This window comes from Microcoleus sp. PH2017_05_CCC_O_A, assembly GCF_020738785.1.
Taxonomy (GTDB): domain Bacteria; phylum Cyanobacteriota; class Cyanobacteriia; order Cyanobacteriales; family Microcoleaceae; genus Microcoleus.
Genome location: NZ_JAEQCB010000088.1, coordinates 1 through 20,617 on the forward strand (window position 1 = coordinate 1; position 20,617 = coordinate 20,617).

23 protein-coding genes are annotated in these 20,617 nt (G+C 44.3%); 10 read left to right on the forward strand and 13 right to left on the reverse strand.

Translation table 11 applies throughout. The annotated features are described in order from the left end of the window. The coding region (locus tag JGK20_RS20825; RefSeq protein ID WP_293231988.1) for an ATP-binding protein at positions 1-1,299 on the forward strand (1,299 nt) is incomplete at its 5' end. 538 nt (positions 1,300-1,837) lie between these two features. Here the strand turns inward: JGK20_RS20825 and JGK20_RS20830 are convergent. After that, complete coding sequence (locus JGK20_RS20830; RefSeq protein WP_293231990.1) at positions 1,838-4,324, reverse strand: GH116 family glycosyl hydrolase; 2,487 nt, start codon at positions 4,322-4,324, stop codon at positions 1,838-1,840. Positions 4,325-4,423: 99 nt separating this feature from the next. Between JGK20_RS20830 and JGK20_RS20835 the strand changes: the two genes are divergently transcribed. Together JGK20_RS20835 and JGK20_RS20840 are read left to right on the forward strand one after the other, a co-directional pair. Beyond that, entirely contained in the window at positions 4,424-5,476 is a 1,053-nt protein-coding gene (locus tag JGK20_RS20835) for a DUF262 domain-containing protein (protein ID WP_293231992.1), read from the forward strand. Positions 5,477-5,499: 23 nt separating this feature from the next. Next, positions 5,500-6,483: a hypothetical protein gene (locus JGK20_RS20840; RefSeq protein ID WP_293178618.1), complete on the forward strand. Its 984-nt coding sequence runs from the start codon at positions 5,500-5,502 to the stop codon at positions 6,481-6,483. 24 nt (positions 6,484-6,507) lie between these two features. Here JGK20_RS20840 and JGK20_RS20845 read toward each other — a convergent pair whose 3' ends face one another. Together JGK20_RS20845 and JGK20_RS20850 are read right to left on the reverse strand one after the other, a co-directional pair. Next, on the reverse strand, positions 6,508-7,113 hold the full coding sequence (locus JGK20_RS20845; RefSeq protein WP_293178620.1) for a Uma2 family endonuclease: 606 nt from the start codon (positions 7,111-7,113) through the stop codon (positions 6,508-6,510). Positions 7,114-7,346: 233 nt separating this feature from the next. After that, the gene (locus tag JGK20_RS20850; protein ID WP_293213054.1) at positions 7,347-7,892 is read right to left on the reverse strand and encodes a gamma carbonic anhydrase family protein; all 546 of its coding nucleotides are present in this window, start codon (positions 7,890-7,892) and stop codon (positions 7,347-7,349) included. Positions 7,893-7,997: 105 nt separating this feature from the next. Here JGK20_RS20850 and JGK20_RS20855 point away from each other — a divergent pair, with 105 nt between their 5' ends. Together JGK20_RS20855 and JGK20_RS20860 are read left to right on the forward strand one after the other, a co-directional pair. Further along, complete coding sequence (locus tag JGK20_RS20855; protein WP_293178626.1) at positions 7,998-8,507, forward strand: TIGR02652 family protein; 510 nt, start codon at positions 7,998-8,000, stop codon at positions 8,505-8,507. Positions 8,508-8,704: 197 nt separating this feature from the next. Next, complete coding sequence (locus tag JGK20_RS20860; protein ID WP_293231994.1) at positions 8,705-9,157, forward strand: VOC family protein; 453 nt, start codon at positions 8,705-8,707, stop codon at positions 9,155-9,157. A 462-nt stretch (positions 9,158-9,619) separates the two neighbouring features. Here the strand turns inward: JGK20_RS20860 and ctpB are convergent, their stop codons facing one another. Further along, positions 9,620-10,939, reverse strand: a complete 1,320-nt coding sequence (gene ctpB / locus JGK20_RS20865; protein WP_293178632.1) for a carboxyl-terminal processing protease CtpB — start codon at positions 10,937-10,939, stop codon at positions 9,620-9,622. Positions 10,940-11,135: 196 nt separating this feature from the next. Between ctpB and JGK20_RS20870 the strand changes: the two genes are divergently transcribed. Further along, positions 11,136-11,975, forward strand: coding sequence for a hypothetical protein (locus tag JGK20_RS20870; protein WP_293178635.1), 840 nt, complete (start codon positions 11,136-11,138; stop codon positions 11,973-11,975). A gap of 40 nt (positions 11,976-12,015) precedes the next feature. On the opposite strand, the gene JGK20_RS20875 is transcribed toward JGK20_RS20870, so the two are convergent. Next, the gene (locus JGK20_RS20875; protein ID WP_293231996.1) at positions 12,016-12,588 is read right to left on the reverse strand and encodes a pseudouridine synthase; all 573 of its coding nucleotides are present in this window, start codon (positions 12,586-12,588) and stop codon (positions 12,016-12,018) included. Positions 12,589-12,948: 360 nt separating this feature from the next. Between JGK20_RS20875 and wecB the strand changes: the two genes are divergently transcribed. Then, positions 12,949-14,064 carry a UDP-N-acetylglucosamine 2-epimerase (non-hydrolyzing) gene (gene wecB / locus JGK20_RS20880; protein ID WP_293231998.1) on the forward strand — a complete coding sequence of 372 codons (1,116 nt, stop codon included), beginning with the start codon at positions 12,949-12,951 and terminating at the stop codon, positions 14,062-14,064. Positions 14,065-14,218: 154 nt separating this feature from the next. Here the strand turns inward: wecB and JGK20_RS20885 are convergent, their stop codons facing one another. Both JGK20_RS20885 and JGK20_RS20890 read right to left on the reverse strand, forming a co-directional pair. Next, positions 14,219-15,214, reverse strand: coding sequence for a TPM domain-containing protein (locus JGK20_RS20885; RefSeq protein ID WP_293178644.1), 996 nt, complete (start codon positions 15,212-15,214; stop codon positions 14,219-14,221). A 405-nt stretch (positions 15,215-15,619) separates the two neighbouring features. Further along, positions 15,620-16,150, reverse strand: coding sequence for a hypothetical protein (locus tag JGK20_RS20890; RefSeq protein ID WP_293193497.1), 531 nt, complete (start codon positions 16,148-16,150; stop codon positions 15,620-15,622). 121 nt (positions 16,151-16,271) lie between these two features. Between JGK20_RS20890 and JGK20_RS20895 the strand changes: the two genes are divergently transcribed. The 3 genes from JGK20_RS20895 (at position 16,272) to JGK20_RS20905 (ending at position 17,271) form a co-directional block, all read left to right on the forward strand. Continuing rightward, entirely contained in the window at positions 16,272-16,553 is a 282-nt protein-coding gene (locus JGK20_RS20895) for a toxin-antitoxin system, antitoxin component, Xre family protein (RefSeq protein ID WP_293193498.1), read from the forward strand. A 131-nt stretch (positions 16,554-16,684) separates the two neighbouring features. Further along, entirely contained in the window at positions 16,685-16,948 is a 264-nt protein-coding gene (locus JGK20_RS20900; RefSeq protein ID WP_293178653.1) for a type II toxin-antitoxin system ParD family antitoxin, read from the forward strand. Beyond that, positions 16,945-17,271: a type II toxin-antitoxin system RelE/ParE family toxin gene (locus tag JGK20_RS20905; protein WP_293232000.1), complete on the forward strand. Its 327-nt coding sequence runs from the start codon at positions 16,945-16,947 to the stop codon at positions 17,269-17,271. Before JGK20_RS20900 ends, JGK20_RS20905 begins: the two co-directional genes overlap by 4 nt. A gap of 183 nt (positions 17,272-17,454) precedes the next feature. Here JGK20_RS20905 and JGK20_RS20910 read toward each other — a convergent pair whose 3' ends face one another. The 6 genes from JGK20_RS20910 to JGK20_RS20935 all read right to left on the reverse strand — a co-directional run. Continuing rightward, positions 17,455-17,700 carry a hypothetical protein gene (locus JGK20_RS20910; protein WP_293178655.1) on the reverse strand — a complete coding sequence of 82 codons (246 nt, stop codon included), beginning with the start codon at positions 17,698-17,700 and terminating at the stop codon, positions 17,455-17,457. Further along, positions 17,697-18,065: a GIY-YIG nuclease family protein gene (locus JGK20_RS20915; RefSeq protein WP_293178658.1), complete on the reverse strand. Its 369-nt coding sequence runs from the start codon at positions 18,063-18,065 to the stop codon at positions 17,697-17,699. The genes JGK20_RS20910 and JGK20_RS20915 overlap by 4 nt, the downstream gene beginning before the upstream one ends. A 117-nt stretch (positions 18,066-18,182) precedes the next feature. Further along, on the reverse strand, positions 18,183-18,545 hold the full coding sequence (locus JGK20_RS20920) for a type II toxin-antitoxin system PemK/MazF family toxin (protein WP_293178661.1): 363 nt from the start codon (positions 18,543-18,545) through the stop codon (positions 18,183-18,185). Continuing rightward, positions 18,503-18,649, reverse strand: a complete 147-nt coding sequence (locus JGK20_RS20925; RefSeq protein ID WP_293232002.1) for a hypothetical protein — start codon at positions 18,647-18,649, stop codon at positions 18,503-18,505. Before JGK20_RS20925 ends, JGK20_RS20920 begins: the two co-directional genes overlap by 43 nt. 244 nt (positions 18,650-18,893) lie before the next feature. Next, on the reverse strand, positions 18,894-20,060 hold the full coding sequence (locus JGK20_RS20930) for a peptidoglycan DD-metalloendopeptidase family protein (protein ID WP_293232004.1): 1,167 nt from the start codon (positions 20,058-20,060) through the stop codon (positions 18,894-18,896). Next, a partial coding sequence (locus tag JGK20_RS20935) for a hypothetical protein (RefSeq protein WP_366039253.1) occupies positions 19,957-20,617 on the reverse strand: 661 nt, incomplete at its 5' end. The genes JGK20_RS20930 and JGK20_RS20935, both read right to left, overlap by 104 nt.

A 20,617-nucleotide genomic window follows, 5' to 3' on the forward strand; every position in this document is an offset into this window, starting at 1 on the left:
GCTGAAGATGCTATTCTCGGTGCTTGGAGGCGAGCACTTTCTATCAGATTACCCCAAGAGTTACAACCTATAGCTTGGTCTTCATTAGAAGCCGGACACCGCATCGGCGATGCACTCAGTCTTTGGGCTGAATCTTCCCCTCGTCCTTTAGTTATTTTGATTGATGAAATTGATGCCTTACAAGACCTTGCTTTAATCTCTATTCTACGTCAATTACGCGATGGTTATCCCAATCGTCCAAACGCTTTTCCTCAATCAGTTGGTTTAATTGGTTTGCGAGATGTGAGAGATTATAAAGTGGCGGCAGGTGGCAGTGACAGGCTCAATACTTCTAGTCCATTTAATATTAAAGTTCGTTCCCTCACTATGCGGAATTTTAATGCTGCTGAAGTGGTAGAACTCTACAATCAACATACAGAAGATACCGGACAAGTTTTTACAACAGAAGCCTCAGCTTTAGCTTTTGAATTGACTCAGGGACAACCTTGGTTAGTGAATGCGTTAGCTAAAGAAATTGTAGAAGAGTTAGTCACTGATGAATCAATAGAAATTACAGCAGAGCATATTTTAACCGCTAAAGAGATTCTGATTAAACGACAAGATACGCATTTAGATAGTTTAGCAGAAAAACTCAGAGAAAACCGAGTCAAAGCCATTATCGAACCGATTTTAGCCGGACGAGAATTGCCCGAATCTTCCAATGACGATCGCCAATATTTGGTAGACTTGGGTTTACTCAGACGCGATCCGGCTGGGGGGCTAGTCATCGCCAATCCGATTTATCGAGAAGTTTTACCGCGAGTTTTAGCCCAAGGCCCCCAAGATAGTTTACCGATTATCAGTCCCAGTTGGTTGGGCGCCAACGGAGAATTAAACACAGATGCCCTTCTCAAGGCCTTTCTCGCCTTTTGGCTGCAACATGGCGAACCGTTGCTCAAAAGTGCATCTTATCCCGAAATTGCGCCACATTTGGTGTTGATGGCGTTTCTGCATCGGGTGATTAACGGTGGGGGAACGTTAGAGAGAGAATATGCCATTGGGCGCGATCGCATGGATCTGTGTTTGCGCTATGGTGAGGTGACATTGGGAATTGAACTGAAGGTGTGGCGGAATAGGAAAGTCGATCCTTTGACTAAAGGTTTGGAACAGTTGGATGGGTATTTAGCTAGATTGGGACAAGATAAAGGTTGGTTGGTAATCTTCGATCGCAGAGACAATGCACTAGAATTGGAAGAACGGCTGAAAACTGAAATTCATGCTAGTCCATTGAACCGGGAGATTACAGTTATTCGTGCGTGATGATTTCTTCTGCAAGTTTAGAGAGTTATAAAATGTTCAAAAAACTTTATGGTAACAGAAAATTGTCTAAGCTTGCGAAAGGTATGTTGTTGGGCTTTAGCCCTCTTAGAGTAGTGATTATAGTGATTATATAGCAATACAGTTGACTTAGGAATGAGAATTAAATAACTTACAATTTGATGGTTTTTGTGGGATGGGCGGGAGAGCCCGTCCTTTATGAACGGGCTCTCCCGCCCATTCCACTTTCCTTGTATAAATTATTTAATTTGCGATCCTTAAGAAAAATCTGACTTGCCAAAAATGCCTGTATTGGCAGAAAATCGTCATATAAAATTATTCAAAAAGCGTTAAATAAACCGTATTAGATTATATAGTAAGCGAGGTCGCATCAAAAACTCCATTTACAATCATACCTCATGTTTATGATAAATGCTATAGCCTTTATCATAAAGGTGAGGCATGACTGATAGCTTATAGAACCTCTTAAATCCCGAGGGCTAAAGCCCAACAACGTACCTAATTTTATCGCACCAATGCCCTATTTAAAACCAGTCAACACCCCATAAATTGCCCAAATCGCCATCGCCCGCAAATAGTGACTCGCCCGAAAAGTCCCCCCAGCCGTAATCGCTTCCGGCGTCCGAAACTGCAACCCATTCTCATAAATCTGCTTCACCACCACATCCGTCAACTTAAACGCCTTATCCTCCATTCCCATCTGTACCAAAAAAGCCGCCAACCCAAAATTAATCCCCGTCCAAACTTCCAAAGGATGAGTCGCATTCGGATTTTCCGGGGAACCGTTCAGCATCACCCCATTCGCCGCGCCGAACTCACCATCATTGAACTTTAAAAAACAAGATTCATACACAGTTTCCAAAGCGCTGAGTGCACATTCAGGCGGCACAATATCCGGCAATCCCAACAGTTTTGCGTAAAATTGACCGCACAATTGGTCGGCCATCACCACTTCCGAATTACTCTCGCTGTCCAAACGGTAATATTGACCGTTCCACAGTTTTTCTTGATAGCTAGGTCTTGCTTGTAACAGCCAACTGTGATATAATGCAATCTTCTCTTGCGGATTCGGAAGTATATCCGGTGCTGCATCTTCTAAGATTTCGCCGATCGCGATCGCACTTTCCAGCGCCGCCAACCACAAACCGCCGCAATACGCACTAATCCCCCGCATTTGCCAATCATCAAACGTCTGATCCGGCGCACCCGAATTCTCAGGAATGCCATCCCCATCCTCATCAAAAGTTTTCAGATAAGCCAAAGCCTCAACAATCGCCGGCCAACACTCTTGCAAAAACTCACAATCTGTGCCACCAGTCAAGAGGAAATCCCGATAAACCTGCAACACAAAATCGCAAGGTAAATCCTTCCACAAATTGCAATCTTGATAGCTAGTATAATTCGTTTTTTCCCAAGGATGTTCGTTGGGAGCACCCAAATCGTGCGGCGTCGCACCGACAGCTTTTCTAATCGCCGCAGCTTGATTCCAACCAATAACTCGCGGAGTATCGTCACCCGCAGAAATTGCCCTAGCAAAGGCAATCATGACAGACTTTTCTAATTCAGGCCACAGCATCAATAAAGCAAAAGAACCGTAAAGCCGCACGTCCAAACTTTCGTACCAGCGGTAATCAATACACTCCAAAACCCCAAATTGACCCTTCGGATCGCGTTCATCTGCTGCACTCCAGAGACTACCGCCCTGAGTTAAAATGTACAATTCATTAAACAGCGCCATTTTAAAACTATCTGACAAATCAGTCCGTTCTAAAATCGGTTTTTGCCAAGCTTCAATATTTTCGCGCCAAGTATCCGAATGCTTCATCGCCGTGCGAATAATCGGCCAGACATTTTTGCCATTGCGCCCGAAGAAATCGGTATAACGGCGGTAGTAAGAAACTCCCGATGCAAATTCAGTAACGGGCAAATCCCAAGCTATGATAAAGGGGATTTTGCGAGTTTTTCCTGGTCTAACTGTAAACCGAACTGCGATCGCACAAGCTAACTGTTCTCCTGGGGCGGCGGCTGTCTCGTCTCTGTCATCCAACAAGAAACCTTGTTGAGAAAAGTGCCGCCAAATATCCTCGCCGTCTCCCGCGGGATTCCAGCGAGTTTGATAGAATACTTCTACCGCCGGATTGGTAATAGTTGCGATCGCCCATTGTCCATCACCTTCTTGTGGTTCATCATCAGCCGTCAACCGCGTCATCACGCAACCAAAACGGTGAAAATCTTCCACCAACAAATTCATATTTCCGCCACTTTCTCCCCACCGGGATTTATAGTCATAAAATGGACTGCCATCATCTCGCACCTTGACGGGAACCCCCCCGTACCCCCCCTTACTAAGGGGGGGCTGGGGGGGTACAGCATTGGTAAACCACCCGACAATATTCTCCCAAGTTAACATGATGCTGAGAGTAATCGGCGCATCTGTTGGATTGTGCGCTACCCATTCAAACATGGCAACTGGGTAACTGCTTTCTTGATAATTGTTCGGCAATATTGGAGAAAATTGCTCGCAGCTTAATTGAGCTTCAAACACATTTTCGTAAACATACCAACTGCGCGGATATAAAGCATGATAACTACCAGAATTATACTTGCATCCCGTTACTTCTTCTTGCTCTTCTCTTCTTCCTTCTTCCTTCTTACTTCTTCCTTCAGAAGGATACCATTGCCAACTAGATAAACTGCCATCTGTAGGCGGTTCGGTTGACAGTGCATAGGCTTGTTTTTTGCCTTTTGTTTCTTCAAATATACTGAACTGACAAGCTGGTAAACTGCGAAAAATGTGCTCGCCGCCGTCGATGTGCCAGAGGTTGAAATCACCTCGGGGCGATCGCCCGATGCAGCCTGCACCGAAGCCACCCAGAGGCATTCCGTGCCAGGGCCCGTCGTCGAGATTGCTTGCGTAGCGGACTGTATAGGGATTGTCCCAACCGAGGCCGATGGCGCGTTTCCAGGTGTGTGGAGGAATGTTTGAATTGGATGTGCGATCGTTCATGATTTGATTTTGGTGGCAAGGGCGATCGGCGCAAGTGTCGCAGAGCCTTAATAGTATATAATTGAAATTAACAGTTTACCCTACTGCGGAACAAATCAGATGAGTCGAGCCATAAATTTTCAAACTGTTTCTTGGTTTTGGGATCTCTACACAAGAGGTCTACTTGACCTTGAGCCACCTTATCAAAGACGCAGTGTTTGGAATCAAGAATATAAAGACTTTTTCATTGATACTGTACTTAATGGATATCCTGCCCCTGCTATCTTTTTGTATCAAGAAATCACATCTGAAGGCATATCTAAGTATAGTGTTGTTGATGGCAAACAAAGGTTATCTACTTTATTTGAGTTTGCTGAGAATAAATTTCCGGTAAGTGAACAAGCAACTTTGACAAGACTGACAGGTAAATCTTTCAAAGACTTAGAAAATGAAGTCAAGCAAAATTTTTGGAAATATCAGTTTGCTGTTGAATATGTCCCATCCGACGATGAACGAATCATCAATGATATATTTAACCGAATCAACCGTAATGTGATCAAGTTAACACGTCAAGAACTGCGTCATGCAAAGTTCAATGGCGGATTTCTCACTACTGTAGAAGATTTAACTGACTGGATAGCTGCAATTCTCCCACCAAGCTTTCCCTTAATTCCTGCAAAAGACAAAAAACAAATGAAAGATGTAGAGTTTGTGACTCTACTTTTATTGTTTCTAGAAGAAGGAGTTAAGTCTTATCGTCAGGATGATTTGGATAAAGCTTTTAACGATCGAGATTTAGCTTGGGAGGAGCAAGATGAAATAGCATCTGAATTTAAAGAAGTTATAGAATTAATAAAAGACTTGTTAGATGTTTCGCCTAAAGATATAAATTTATGCAAAACAAAACTCAAAAATCAAGCTGACTTTTATTCATTTTTTGGCGCGATCGCAGAATTAAAGCGTGAAAAATCATTAAATATAACAGCCGATGTCTGCCAGAGAATTTACGAATTGATGGAATTAGTAAAATCTCCTGAATTAGCAATAAAAACTCAAGAAGCTCAAGCTTATTATGAGGCAATCACAACTTCATTGGGTTCATCAGGAATTGAAAAAACTAAAACTAGAATTAATATCTTAAAATTATTGATTTCAGGAAATACTAATTTGTAATCAATCTGTAAAATATCGAATTTATGATTTATCCTTCTATTTTAGACCGCCAATATGAACAATATCTTCCCTTCGTCCAAGAGGTTGCAAAGCTAGTAAAAGAAACAATGCTAAATTTTTGTGACAACAAGGGATATGCACTGACTTCTAGAATTAAAACTATTGAATCTTTAGCAGAAAAAATTGAGACAGGTAGATTTGAAAAATGGTCAAAACTAGATGACTTATTTGGTTGTACAGTCATTATCCCAAATTTATCACAAGAAAAAGAGGTAATTAAATTTTGTCAAGATACTTTTCAGGTTACTCAAACAGTCAAAAGAGGACAGAATAAAAAATCTCCCGATACTTTTAAATTTGATTCAACTAGAATTTATGCCCGCTTAAAAAGTGTAGATGATAGCAATATCGATAATTTTTTGAGTATTTTTAATGTCATCTTTGAAATTCAAATAAAAAGTGCTTTTGAACACGCATGGGCAGTTTCAACCCACGATCTAGTTTATAAAGGTTCGGAAATTGACTGGAAGAAACTCCGTTTAGCAGCACAAATAAAAGCGATTGTTGAACAGCTAGATACAATGATTCTGGCATTTGAACAAATATCTCCTGCTATACAAGAAAGTGAGGATCCTGAAACAAAAAAAAAGCGTCAACTAGCTATTGCTACTCAAGAACTATTCCAGCGAGAAAAAATTCCCGAAGAACTTAAGCCCAAAGATATGACCCGTTTTTGCGATAATTTATATGGTATTCTTGTCAGGGCTGGAAAAGTGGATAAAGTTCAAGAGGTTATTAAGTGTATTACAAAAAAAATTAATTCAACTCCCAGCAAGCAAATTCCCAGAAGTATCTCCCTATTACAGTATTTTTTGGCGATTTTAGTAGAAGCAGAAATTATTATTTTGCCTTTAGATAACTATTATTTTCATATAACATCAGAATTGCTTACGCTTTATCCAATTTTTCAGAACAACGTTGATTTGATTTTTGAATACGATCTTTGATAATTTTAACACAAACCCGATCGCCTAACGGGGCAAAATATCATCTAATCGAAGTTGCAAACTCTTTAACAGAGGAGAAATAATCCGTTCACCCATGCGAAATTGTTGTTTGGCATAATCTTGATCGATTAGTTGACAAACGGTGACAGTAGGTTGTTTCGGTTTACCGATAAAAGCCACGCCTCCCAATCCGCGATAATCAACAATCCAATATTCTGGAATTCCTAAAAGAGCATATTCTTCAACTTTTCGGGCATAATCTGTTTCCCAGTTAGTGCTGACGACTTCTACTGCCAATTTAATCGATCGCCCCAGCGTGATTACAGGTTCTCTTTCCCAGAGGGGTTCGCTGACAAGGGCAGTTTCATCTAACACTACAATATCGGGACGGCGGGCAGTAGCTGCGTCGGAAAATGGACGGATCAAACAAGTGCGGGGAATGAACCAAGGTAGTTTTTCTGCTGCGATCGCAATTACTATTTGAGCTACCAGTTTACCACTGACGGTTTCGTGGGGGCCTGTGGGTGACCTGTCAACTAATTCTCCGTCAGCAAGTTCGTAGCGGGGGTTGTCACAGTATCGATCGACAAATGCTTCAAAGGTGAGGATTTTTTGCGCGGTGTAAGCCATTAGAAATCAATACTTTTTTGCTTGATTTTAATTACTTTAGTTTAGCATTCTTCTCGAATAAAACTAACCCGGAGATCCCCCCTAGCCCCCCTTAATAAGGGGGGGACAAGAAATATTCTCAAAGTCCCCCTTCTTAAGGGGGATTTAGGGGGATCTAGACTTCGATAAAAACGAGAGAGACAGAGGGTTTCAGTTTTAAGTTGACATGAATGTTGAAAATCTTATTCTATCAACTAACCAAATCCCAAATCAGTTCCTTTTCCCGCGTGAACCAAAGCCAACTTTTCGTAACGCTTGGCGTGTTCCACCAACTCCGCAGATTCCTCTTCAGACAAGTCTCGCAGCCGCTTGGCAGGCACTCCAGTCACTAGCGTGTGAGGGGGAACATCCTTCGTCACAACCGCCCCTGCACCGACGATCGCACCTGTGCCGACTCTCACTCCGTCCAGGACGATCGCCCCAATCCCGATCAAACAGCCCCGTTCAATGTAAGCTGAATGAATGACCGCTCGATGTCCTACTGTCACAAAATCTTCTAAAACAGTCGGTTTCCCCGGATCGCCGTGTAGAATTGCTCCATCTTGGATATTGGTACTTTTGCCGATCGCAATTCGTTCTACATCCCCCCGCACCACCGCCCCGTACCAGATACTAGCGCCCGCAGCCACCTCTACCCTGCCGATGACAACAGCGCCCTCAGCGACAAAAGCAGCTTCGGAGAGATCCGGCAATGGCCAATAGGCAGGAAGTGCAAGCAGAGGTTCGTTGAGATTGCTCATCTTTTTGGTCGATCGTGATACTTCTAGCAGATTAGCTGGTTGTTGATACGGGATATAATAAGACTATTTGCCACTTTTGCAGATAAATATGCTGGGACGCAATAAATGATTGAAGTTGCCTTGCAATACCCGATGTTTGGCCCGGAAATTCAGTGTCCACACTGTCGCCAAACAATTCCGGCTTTAACACTCACGGATACCTATTTGTGTCCGCGTCACGGGGCATTTGAGGCAGATCCAAAAACGGGGGAACTGGTTCACCTTCAGTCTGGGCGACACTGGCGCCGCTGGGAGGATGAATGGTATCGCCAGCACACTCACCCTGACGGAATTCGGTTTGAAATTCACGAAGCGCTCGATCGACTTTATACTCAAGGGTACCGAGCAACTCGCGTCATCGTTGCCCAACGTTATCGAGACTTAATCAGCGCTTATTTGGAACGCAGCACGCCTTGGCGGGGCCAGCCGGATTCGCCACGCCCGAGGCTGTACGGTTTACCTGTGGATTTTAGCCCCGATCCCCAAGAGGAACCTTGCTGGGAAGTGATTAATTTTGATTTGGAAAAAGAGCCGGGAGTTCCAATTAGATATCCCTATTTTCGATTGTTTGAATAGTCCGTTGTCCGTTGTCCGTTGTCCGTTGTCCGTTGGCAGTAGTTATTAGTTTATTAATTTCTTAGTAGTAGGTGACAAATAACATAGGATAAATAATAAGTGCCAACTACCAATTGACAACTACCAATTGACAACTGCCAACTATCAACTGCCAACTGTCAACTATCAACTGTCAACTATCAACTGTCAACTGCCAAATGCACCACGCCTCGATTCGCACTGCTAACATTCATCGGGCGATCGCCTTTTACGAACAGTTAGGCTTTACTGTGAGCGATCGCTTTACCACAGGTTACACCCTAGCCTGTTGGATGGAAGGTCTCAACGGACGCATCGAACTCATCCAAATCCCGGAACCAAAACCCGCACCGGATGCTTTCGGTGACGAGCATTATGTTGGATATTATCATTTATCTTTCGATTTGACTGAGGCGACAACTGATTTGCCGAGTTGGTTGCAGTCTCTCAAACAGCGGTTTGAGGAAGCAGCTAAAGACGAACCAAATCAGTTTCAAGCTTTGAAAGTTTTATTGGAACCGACTCAACAGGCGATCGGGCAAAATGTTTATGAAGTAGCTTTTATTGCTGATACTGATGGTTTACCCTTAGAGTTTATCCGGCGTCTTAATTCTATCAATTCTGAAAAGTAGGAAAACGGCATTGCCGTGTCCGACCCAGGAGTTAGGACTTTTAACTTTGTTTGATAGCATCATTCAATCGTAGATATTAGATGCAACAAAGCACGAGCCATTAATATCATGTCCTGTCAATTAGCATCACAAAAACCGTTCGTAGTGCGGACTTCAGTCCGCTATACGGCTGCGGACTGATATCAAATCCGGTAGCATCGGAATAATATATTTGAATTATGTAGTGCGAGCGTCTCGCTCGCGATCTATGTCGCGAGCGAGACGCTCGCACTATATAATTCCGATGCACCCGGAAACGATATGAAGTCCGCACTACGAACCAATCTTACTGGCTGCGGACTGAAGTCCGCACTACGAACTAATCTTACAGTGATTAATCGATGCAATCAATTCTTGACAAAACAAAACCCGCCGGTGCGGGTTTCATCTTAAAACTAATTGTTATTGTCTGACGGTGTTCAACTACTTTTTAGGAGCAAGAGCCTCATTACCAACAGTGGGACGTACCGATGCAGCGCTAGTTTTCAAAAGTGCGATCGCCTGCGCGTAGCAAGGATCGTCCTTCGTCGCAACCAACGTCGGTTTATTAGCTAATTTCAGCTTTTGTTCGTCGCTAACTTCCACCTTGACATCGGGAGTAACGCCCTTGTGACTGATATCCGTACCGTTGGGAGTATAGTAGTGGGCGATCGTCACCGCCAATCCCGAACCGTCAGACAAAGGATGCGTAGACTGCACCAAAGCTTTGCCAAAAGTTTGGCCGCCCATCACAGTGGCGCGCTTGTTGTCCTTCAGCGCACCGGCCAAAATCTCGCTGGCGCTGGCCGAGTTGTTGTCCACCAACACCACCAAAGGCTTGTTAGTGATTGCAGTGCGGTTGGCCCGCATTTCCTGAGAATCTCCCGCACGATAGACTGTACGGACGATCGCCCCAGAATCCATCCACATCTGCGCGATATCAATGCTCACCGACAGCAACCCGCCGGGATTACCCCGCAAATCCAACACAAAAGCGTCAGCTTTCTGCTCCGAGAGATTTTTAATCGCCCGCTGCATTTGTTCGCCCGCGTGGGAGCTAAACTCTTGCAAGCGGATATAACCGACATTCTTGTCAGCTTCCTTCTTAAGGCTGTAGCGAACCGCTGCTACCTCAATTTTCGCCCTAGTCAGAGTAATATCAAACTCGCTTTTGCCCTGACGAGCAATCCGCAGCGTGACTTTCGTGCCTTCGGCACCCCGAATTATTTGAGCCGCATCCGCGACAGTCATACCTTTGGTAGGTTTGCCGTCAATCACCAAAATCGTATCGCCAGCTTGAATCCCTGCCTTCAGGGCTGGGGAATTTTCCATCGGCTCAACTACCGTGATCGCTTTCGTTTTCTCGTCTTCTTCGAGCCTCATCCCCACCCCTGTCAGTTCCCCGGAGATTTGACTCTTCAGCGCTTCGTACTGTTTCGGATCCATGAAGCGGGTGTAGGGGTCTTTTAATTTTTCTAGGGCATTGCGGAGGGCAGTGTAGGCAGCTTCGCGAGAAGTATAATTTTTGCTGAGCAATTCTTGGCGGGTAACTTGCCAGTCAGTCTTGTTAAAGGTTGGATCGACATAATCTCGGTTCACAATTTGCCAAGCTTCGTCTAAGACAGCTTTGGGGCTATCTTGAAGTTCGGCGCGGACTGACTGACTCAGACTGGGAACGAGTAAAGATATCGAAGCGGTTGTTGCCATCGCCCCAGTGAACAGGGCTGCCTGTAACTTAGAAAAGCGTCTGCGGGCTTGATTCATTGAATTTTGGCTCAATTCTATTTTTGATTGTTGATTTGAGATTTAAAATTGCTAAAAAATCTCAAACTACCACTTAAACTATGTTGTGGAGGCCATAGCATCCCTTTGGATAGTTTAACCAGCTTTATAGTCGATCGCCAACCAATCATTACTCTATTTTAATAAACTTAATTTAAAACTTGGATTTAAATGTCTCATGGAAACTAAAATCGAAAATTTTTCGCGTAAGTGGTTGAGTCTGCTCGTTAATGGAGTTATCGGTGCAGCAGCGCTGGCTGGAGTCATTACCATGCAGTCGATCGGGCAATTAGGCGGAATGACCTCAGTTGGCGTTGAGGAGCAAAAGCCGCTCTCTGCAATATCTGCTGCTAGTTTCAAGCAAGCCGCCCAGCAAGAAGCCCAGCAAGAAGCCCTGCGGCTGAAAATGCTCAAAAATCTCCCTAGTTTTGGGTTTGACAATTTAATTGCAGATTGGACATTTCTCAAATTTTTGCAGTATTTTGGCGATGACGAAGCACGAAATGTGACCGGCTACAATCTGGGCCAAGATTATTTTGACATAGTTACCCAGCGCGACCCCAGGTGGGCTGACATCTACCTGTTTCTGTCAACAGCCGTTTCTTTTTATCAGGGAAAACCTGAAACTGCTATTAAGTTCATCGAGCGGGGTACTAACGCCTTGTCGCCGCAAATTCATCCCCAAGCGTGGATAGTGTGGCGAACAAAAGGTCTTGATGAGTTACTGCTGTTGGGAGACATTCCCGAGTCAATTCGCTCTCACGAAATGGCTGCTGATTGGGTGGAAAAGACCCAGGAGGGGAAGAAATTGGCGCCGCTTTTTCGAGCAACTGCTGAGTTTTTGCGCCGAGATCCAGATAGCGTGTCGGTGCGGTTTAATGCTTGGAGCACGGTTTATTATCAAACAACTGATAAGTTGGTGCGTCAAAGGGCAAAACAAGCTCTTGTTAAGTTGGGAGCTCGGGTGCAAAAAGATCGGGATGGAAAGGAAAGTTTTAGTTTACCTTCCAGAAATTAGGGTGCACAATGCAGGCTCCTGATGCTGTTCTGTGCAAATCTTAAAATAGTTTGATTTCTGTTTGAGTTAATTCGCGCCATTCACCGGGTTTGAGGCCTTCCAGACGCAAATGCCCGATCGCGCTTCTCACCAGCCGCAGCGTCGGAAACCCCACTGCTGCCGTCATCCGGCGCACTTGGCGGTTGCGGCCTTCGGTGAGAGTCATTTCCAGCCAAGCTGTCGGAATGTGTTTGCGAAATCGAATCGGGGGTTCGCGGGGCGGCAATTCGGGTTCTGCGGACAATAATTGCACTTTTGCCGATCGAGTCCGATAATCTTGAATGGTGACACCAGTTTGCAAACGGGCGATCGCGCCTGCATCGGGAACCCCTTCGACTTGCACCAAGTAAGTGCGGGGATGAGCGAATTTCGGATCGCTGAGGCGGTGCTGCATTTGTCCGTCATCGGTTAACAGTAGCAAACCTTCACTATCGCGATCGAGCCTGCCGACGGCATAAACATCAGGAATCGAAATAAAATCTTTAAGAGTGCTGCGTTTAGTTTCCCCTGAATTGTCAGTGAATTGAGTTAAAACATCGTAAGGTTTGTAAAATAAAATGTATCGATATGGCATAATAAATTAAATTAAAGATTAAAAAACTCCAATGATCGAGATAATTTTAACATTAAGTAGATTCGGATGAACTAACATTCTGCGCCCAAGCAATCATCTATTTATGTGCAGGTTCGCGTGCATACAAAAACATTGGATTATTGTGGGACAGGCATCCTGCCTGTTCTTGAAAGTAGTCAAAATGCGAGCATCAATAAACTTAACTATATTTTACCACAAAGAATTGGTTTAAAGCCGGAACCCTTGTAGGTAGAAATTAAAAGAAGACTATTCATTACTCCAATCCTCGGACTGCCAGGTAGAGTTCGCCCTCATCTGTCAACTGTCAACTGTCAACTGTCAACTGTCAACTGAATGAATATGCCCAAAGCCACACACCGCGTTTGCATAGTCTTAGGAACTCGCCCGGAAGCGATTAAACTAGCCCCAGTAATTCAACTGTTCAAAAAATCGCCAAACTTTGACACCCAAGTAATTTTAACCGGTCAGCACCGAGAAATGGTCGAGCAAGTGATGCAGATGTTCGACCTGAAAGCCGATCGAGATTTAGCCATTATGCAGCACCAGCAAAGCTTGACAGATATCACTTCCCGGAGTTTGCATGGTTTGGAAGCCTTGTTTAAAGAGTTGCAGCCAGAAATCGTCTTAGTACAGGGAGATACAACGACAGCCTTTGCCGCTGCCTTGGCTGCATTCTACCAAAAAATACCCGTAGGTCACGTAGAAGCCGGATTGCGGACTGACGACGTGTTCAATCCCTATCCCGAAGAAGCTAATCGGCGGTTGATTTCGCAGCTCACACGGCTGCATTTTGCCCCAACAGCGCTGGCTGCGGATAATTTAGTGCGATCGGGCGTTTTGGGAGAAATTCACCGTACAGGCAACACAGTCATCGACGCTTTGCTATCTGTCGCCAAACGCGAACCCGAATGCAACATTCCCAACTTAGATTGGAGCCAACATCGCACCATTTTAGCAACAGTACACCGCCGCGAAAATTGGGGCAAACCATTAGCAGGAATTGCCAAGGCATTTATTCAAATCTTAGATAAATTTCCCGACACAGCCTTGCTCTTACCACTACACCGAAATCCCACAGTCCGGGAACCATTAAAAGCTCTATTGGGCGACCATTCAAGAATCTTTTTAACAGAACCATTAGATTACGCAGAATTAGTAGGAGCGATGCAGAGAAGTCATTTAATCTTGACAGATTCAGGCGGATTGCAAGAAGAAGCACCGAGTTTGGGTAAGCCAGTTTTAGTATTGCGAGAAACCACAGAAAGGCCAGAAGCAGTTTCCGCAGGCACTGCTAAACTTGTCGGTACAAATTCTGATACAATTACAGCAAAAGCCGCAGAATTGCTGAGTGATTCTAAAGCTTACGACGCGATGGCAATGGCAATTAATCCCTTTGGCGACGGCTTAGCCTCCTCCCGAATTTTGAAAATAGTTACAGACTACTTTTCGGAGTAAAAGTTAATCCTAAAAAAGGTTTGTAGTGAGGACTTTAGTCCGCATCCATCCGAGGACTAAAGTCCTCACTACAAACCAATATGATTGTGGTCATTCTAGGGAAAATGTATAAATCAAGCTCAAATAGGGTGCGCCGAAGAGCACCTTACAACTATCAGTAATCCCCACCACCGCCACCACCCCCAGAGTCACCACCACCAAAGCTACCGCCCGAGTCGCTACTGCTGCTACTACTGTAATCGCTACTACTGCTACTGCTACTGCTACTGTAATCGTTACTACTGCTACCGTAACCGTTGGTGCTATTACCGCTGGTTCTATTACCGTAATGACGCCTGCGACTATTAGAAGAAGAGCGGGAACTGGACATAATAGACCGAATTATCCATCCTATCAATAACACAGGCAAGGCAAGGATTAAGAAAAATATGAACACGCCACCTGATGAGTTATCATCCGTAACAACTGGCGATTGAGCAGGTATTGGCGACGGTGTTACCCCTTGTCCTGGTACTATGGGAGCCAAAGGCAGCGTATTTTGAGATTGAGTATTTGCAGACGGTTGTACGCCTTGTCCTGGTACTATGGGAGCCAAAGGTAGCGCGTTTTGCGATCGCACATTTGCGATCGGAGTTTGCAAAACATTAACTAACGCCTTTGTCCCCGCCAATGTCCCCCCGTCAAAGTCTTGCTGTTTAAATTTGGGCGTAATTTCCGTTTGAATAATACTCACAGTTTTCGCATCCGGCAAAATGCCTTGAATCCCGGTACCAGTTTCAATCTGAACGCGGCGTTCCCCCGACGAAATCAACAATAAAACTCCGTTATTTTTACCTTTCTTGCCAATTCCCCAAGAGTTAAATAATTCTGTAGCAAATGCTTTGGGTGTCGCGGATGGCTTAGTATCAGGCACTGTCACCACTGCAATTTCTGAGCCATTTTTCGCCTCCAACTCCGCAATCACCTGATTTAGCTGAATTTCCGTGCTGTCGCTGAGAATATTTGCTTTATCTGTTACCCAAGTGTGATTTTGGCGTGGATTCGGTACTTCTTGTACAGTTATAGCTTGGCTGGCTACCGGAAATACAATTGCTGACAAGCACAGCAAACTGCTGAAAGTTATTAGTTTTTTCCTAGATTGTAAGTGCATCGTTTCAGTCTCGTGAATAAGTGCTAATTTGGAATTAAAATAGATATGTCCGCCTAAGTACCATTAAATAATTATCTCGCTTTTACGTCAATTCATATTATTCATAAGCTCGATTCATAAAAGTCATAAATTCAGGTGCTTGTGCGCCTTACATTTATACTGCTAGACGCGCAGGTGGCAAGAAACCGGGTTTTTAACCAAAATTTTTGCCTAAAACCGTCAATCTCGGTTCAAAAACCCGGTTTTTTAGTGGGCGAGTGTCGTCAACTAAGGAACGAAAATTTAATAACTTACACATATTTGTCGGATGGGCGTCCCGCCCGTCTTTTCTGGACCGGCGGGACGCCCATCCCAGAATAATTAAAATTGTAAGTTATTTAATTCTCATTCCTAATTTAGATATATTTAAGGAGAGGGAAGTTGTGGCTGAAAATTCCTGCTGCCTTTATAACCCGATAAGATAGCAATTTTTTCCAAAGATAGCCTACCAGTGTAATATTTACCGCGAATTTCCCAAGTGGGATAAGCTTTAATATTAGCTGCTTTGCACAAATCTGGTTGAGCATCTTTACCTCTGGGATCGCACTCAATGTAAGTAATCGCGGTAAATGCTGGTTGGCCGAAAAGTTCTTGTTGCGTGTGACAGTGAGGACACCAGTAAGCACCGAACATTCTAGCTTTGATAGTCTGCAAATGGGTTGCTAAAGCTATTTGATCTGGCACTGATTCGCTAGTAATCGGCGGGCCTTCTTGTTCGGTGACTGGCAATTTGGCAGGAGCTGGAGGGGGAGGAGGAGGGAGGGTTTGTGCTAAAGTTTGAGTGGATTTGTTGCTGAAACTGAACTGTGCAATTCCTCCGTCTGCTTTGGTACTGCCGAAAATGCCCAAAGTTAGGAAAATTGCGATCGCACAAAAGTTGAATTTGCTTAGTCTCATCTGGGATTTCATCTGGGATTTGCTAGGATTTTACCAGTTTGGGCGATCGTTTCTGCAACATCGCAATATTGACGGAATATCAAGTATATGCTATCTTATCAATAAATAAGTGGTAGCTCAAATGAGTATCACCCAAAACCCAGAAGCAGAGCTGATGAAAAAAATCCGTAGTTTACCGCCAGATAAAATTACGGTATTAAAAGATTTTATCGACTTCCTATTAACGCGAAGTGAAGCTGGTGTTCTAGTTGATACTGTGACCAAACTCTCAGAAGCAGCTTTTGCTAAAATTTGGGATAACCCAGAGGATGCGGAGTATGCGGAGCAATTGGAAGAATCTGCGGCTCTCTATGCAGAAATCTATAAGGAAGATACAGACTTGCAAGAATTGACGGAGTATTGATATTACGAAGCGATCGCCCTTTCCCATTTTATTATTAAAAAATTAGTGGTTATGAGACTTGACAAAAAATGGCAAAATCTGCCATATTAAAAATAACGAGTTAAATGAGGTAAGTAATACCCGTGACAAGCATGAATATTTCTCTACCTGACTCAATGCGAACTTATATAGAAGCACAGGTAGCCCAAGGTGGTTATAGTACAGCTAGCGAGTATTTCCGTGAGTTAATTCGCCAAGACCAAAAACGTAAAGCTTCAGAACGTTTGGAAGCGATGTTATTAGAGGGTTTGGAATCGGGAAATCCTACCGCTATGACGGAGGAAAATTGGATGGAGATTCGTCAAGCTGTGCGATCGCGTATTTCCCAGAATCAGGGGTTGCAGGGAGAAAAATGACCTCGATCCAAAAACGTCCGCAAGTTATCCGCGATTTAATTGAATTGGCAACTTACATTGCGGAAGATAATATGGATGCTTCCGATCGCTTTCTTGTCGCGGCGGGAGAAACCTTTAAACAATTGGCCCAAACGCCAAAAATGGGAAAAGGCTGTCAATTTTCTCATCCGAATTTAATCGATGTGCGACAACAAGCTATTAAAGGTTTTAGAAGATATCTGATTTTCTACCGTCTCATAGACTCAGGGGTAGAAATTTTGCGTGTGATTCACGGAGCACGGGACATCGAAGATATTTTTGATAATGTTGATGAGAATGAATAAATCTTTAGTCTTGAGATGGGAAGTTGAAGAGCGATAGCCCTTCTGGATTGTTAGAAAGGGCGATCGCTCTTTTTTGACCACAGATGGACGCAGATTAACGCGGATGTCAGAAGGTCGATCGATCTTTTGATGAATTATGGTCGATCGCCTTTCTGAATTATCCTGAGAAATGGCGATCGTTCCCTATTTCCTTTGGGGAGATTCTACCAGTTCTGATTCCTGAAGACGTTGCGATAATAGGCAATCTTCAAAGCTGAAAGCTTCTGAGTCTAGAAAACTAGCGATCGCCATTTCGATCGCAGCTTCCAGAGAGCATTCTAGCTGCGTAGCTTTTTCCATCAGGGCGACTTTCACATAGTCCGGCAAATGGGTCATCAGCGAATGAATAGCGGATGGTGGCAAGTGTTGGATGTTGAGGGTATGATTCATTGTTCTCTGGGGATTTTAACGTTGTAGGGAGGATTTGTAGCTTGCAGGATGAGGGTTTCTAATTCATATAATAACCCTGGTTTTTGCCATTGGTTGAGGGTAACAAAGGCGATCCTTACATCATCTGGATCGTAGCGATCGAGCCAGCCCCAGAGAAAGGCTTTGTGACCGCCTCGGAGTCGATCGCGGAGGTTCTTGGCTTTGCCGATGTAGAGCAATCCTTCGGTGCGATGTCGAAAGGCGTACAAACCAACTTTAGCAGGAATGGTGTCGAAGTCGCGGCTGAGGGGATGGCATCGATCGAAGGGGGTAAAGGCGAGAGTGTCGAGAATTTGGCGGGCTTCTTGCTGGATGGGGGTGGTCATGGAAATTGGGAGATGGAAGCGGTTATTCCATCCTACAAGCAGAAGCGAGATCCATTTTGGATAGTTCCAAAATGGATCTCGCTTTTATTTTTGGTGAGAGTTAGCGTCGGGCGATCGCTATAATTCCAAATAGCGCTGCAAAATCTCTTGAGCTTGGGAAAATAGCTCGGATTCCAATTGGCCGACTTGCTGTACTAATCTCGTTTTGTCGAAAGTCATGAGATCGACACAGACTAGCAAACTGTCTGCATCTAAACCATTTTGTGGGGATGCGGGTACTAATATTACAGCAGCAGAAATCCGAGGATCGTGAGCACGAGCGGAGGTAAACGGCAAAACAGTCACTTTGCTGCGTCGCTCGTTAAACAACGTACCAGAAATCACTAATGCCGGTCGCGTTTTGCGTATTTCTGTTCCTACTGACGGATCGAATCTAGCTATCCAGATACTTCCCAGTCGGTAATCGCTTGAGCTTGCCATTCCTCATCCCATCCTAAATCTAATTCGTCAATTAGCTTACAAGCTTCTGCTAAAGCTTGGTTTTCTTGTTGTTTTCGCCATTGTTTTAAGAGAGATTCGATCAAAGCACTGGGGTTTGGCGCTTTTTGATTGACGTATGTGAGTAATTGGCTGAACTGACAATTATTTGTGAGTTGAATGCAAAATAAGGGCGATCGCCCTTCTGAATTGTTAGAAAGGGCGATCGATCTTTTTTGACCGCAGATGGACGCAGATTAACGCGGATGTAAGAAGGGCGATCGATCGTTTGGTGAGTTATGGGCGATCTGCCTTCAGAATATGGGAGAGAAAGGGCGAGGGATCATCCGACTATCTAAGAACTTTATTTTGTGCTTCCCAAAAAGCTTGTAAAGGACTCATTGTTCTTGCTGTTAGTTCATTAATTGCAGCTTTTGCTTGGGTTACACCAGGTGAGAGGACATTTAGAGCTGCATTTTTATCTGATGTCGTTGCAACAGTTAAATGAAGGTGAGGAGCCATCCCTCCTATAATCCCAGGACTACCAATAACTGTTTCCTTAGCAGTCACTGGTTGATCAATTTTACTTTTACCCGATGCTAGATGTAAGTACCACCAAAAACGATTGACACGTTTTCCGTCTACCTTTTCCTGAACACAAATAGCCCTTCCGCTACCAGGTCCATAGTCAGAGATGTCTTGAACAACTATGCCATCAACTGGCGAGTGAATCACATTTGTGGTCGAAGCTGACATATCAATCCCAGAGTGAATCCAACCAACTTTATTGCCTATTTTTGCTTTCTCGATGTAGCCTTTGTCATAAGCATAACCAGCGTCGGATTCGAGCAAGCTACCTTTGAAAATTGCCTTGGAAAGATCAACATACATTTGACGTACTTTTTGACTGCGTTCAATCGTCTGAAGTTCCGAGTATAACTTAGAGTTATTCTTCGGATCTTCTTGATTAGAATAGAGAAAAGAATCACCTGTCTGCAAATCCCACCAACGATCGTCACCTAAGATTGGCTGATTAGGAACAGATATAGATGGCACAGATACAGATGGCTTACCATCTCCTTCTCTGTATGCGATCGCCTTAACGCCATTCCAGGAAATGTAACCCTTCTCAAAGTATTGGATTAGCGTTCCATCCCCTTGGCCCTTTTCTGCACTCTTCGGAGCGCCCAACCAGCCATCCAATCCACCTGTTTTCAAGAATTCCTGACGTATGGCACCATAAAGCGGGAAAGTTCCATTTTTACTGCTAACAATTGACCCTTTGTCAAATGTCTGATAGCTCACGCCATTATAGTTGATGACATCAGAAGTCGGATTGCCCAGTGTTCCTTTAGAATTCTGGAAAACTGGATAAAAATTGCCACCAATCGTGTGCCCGTTGAGAAAAATTGAACTAGGTGGCAGCGTTGGGCTTGGATTGATTGGGCTTGGATTGATTGGGCTTGGATTGATTGGGCTTGGATTGATTGGGCTTGGATTGATTGGGCTTGGATTGATTGGGCTTGGGAGGCAGTAATGGGGGGTTTCCAGGCGGGTAGCCCTTCGTGTATGCACTCGGTACCCAGTAAGATTTGCCGTTTTGATTTATCCGAAACCACAAAGCATCTGGCTTTTGTGTGGTGAGATCCGGGACTATTTCCCCGTAAGTCCAAGCATCGAAAGTGAAAGTCTGACCTTTAGATCCAATACTCACATTGCTACGATCGTTAAAACTAGGGCTATTGCGTAGATTCACACCAGTAGTTGACCAAATAATCGATGTAAAACTTCCTGTTTTTATGTCATAAGTCGCCCTTTCCCAAGGGGTAACTTTTCCTTCTAAACCCCAAGTTGTCGGACTCAAGAAAGGACTAGGCGTGTAACTTTGCGGCTTTGTTTCCTTCGCCACTTGCACAGCCTTATTCAAATTCACCACCCCAAAACCCGTTTCCTCATCCCATCCGGGCTCCTTCAAATCGATCGCACTTCCAGTCAAAACATCGATAACCTGAGTCACACTCAAAGCAGGATTGCTATCCCAAACCTTAGACAACATTCCCGCCGCCTTAGCTGCG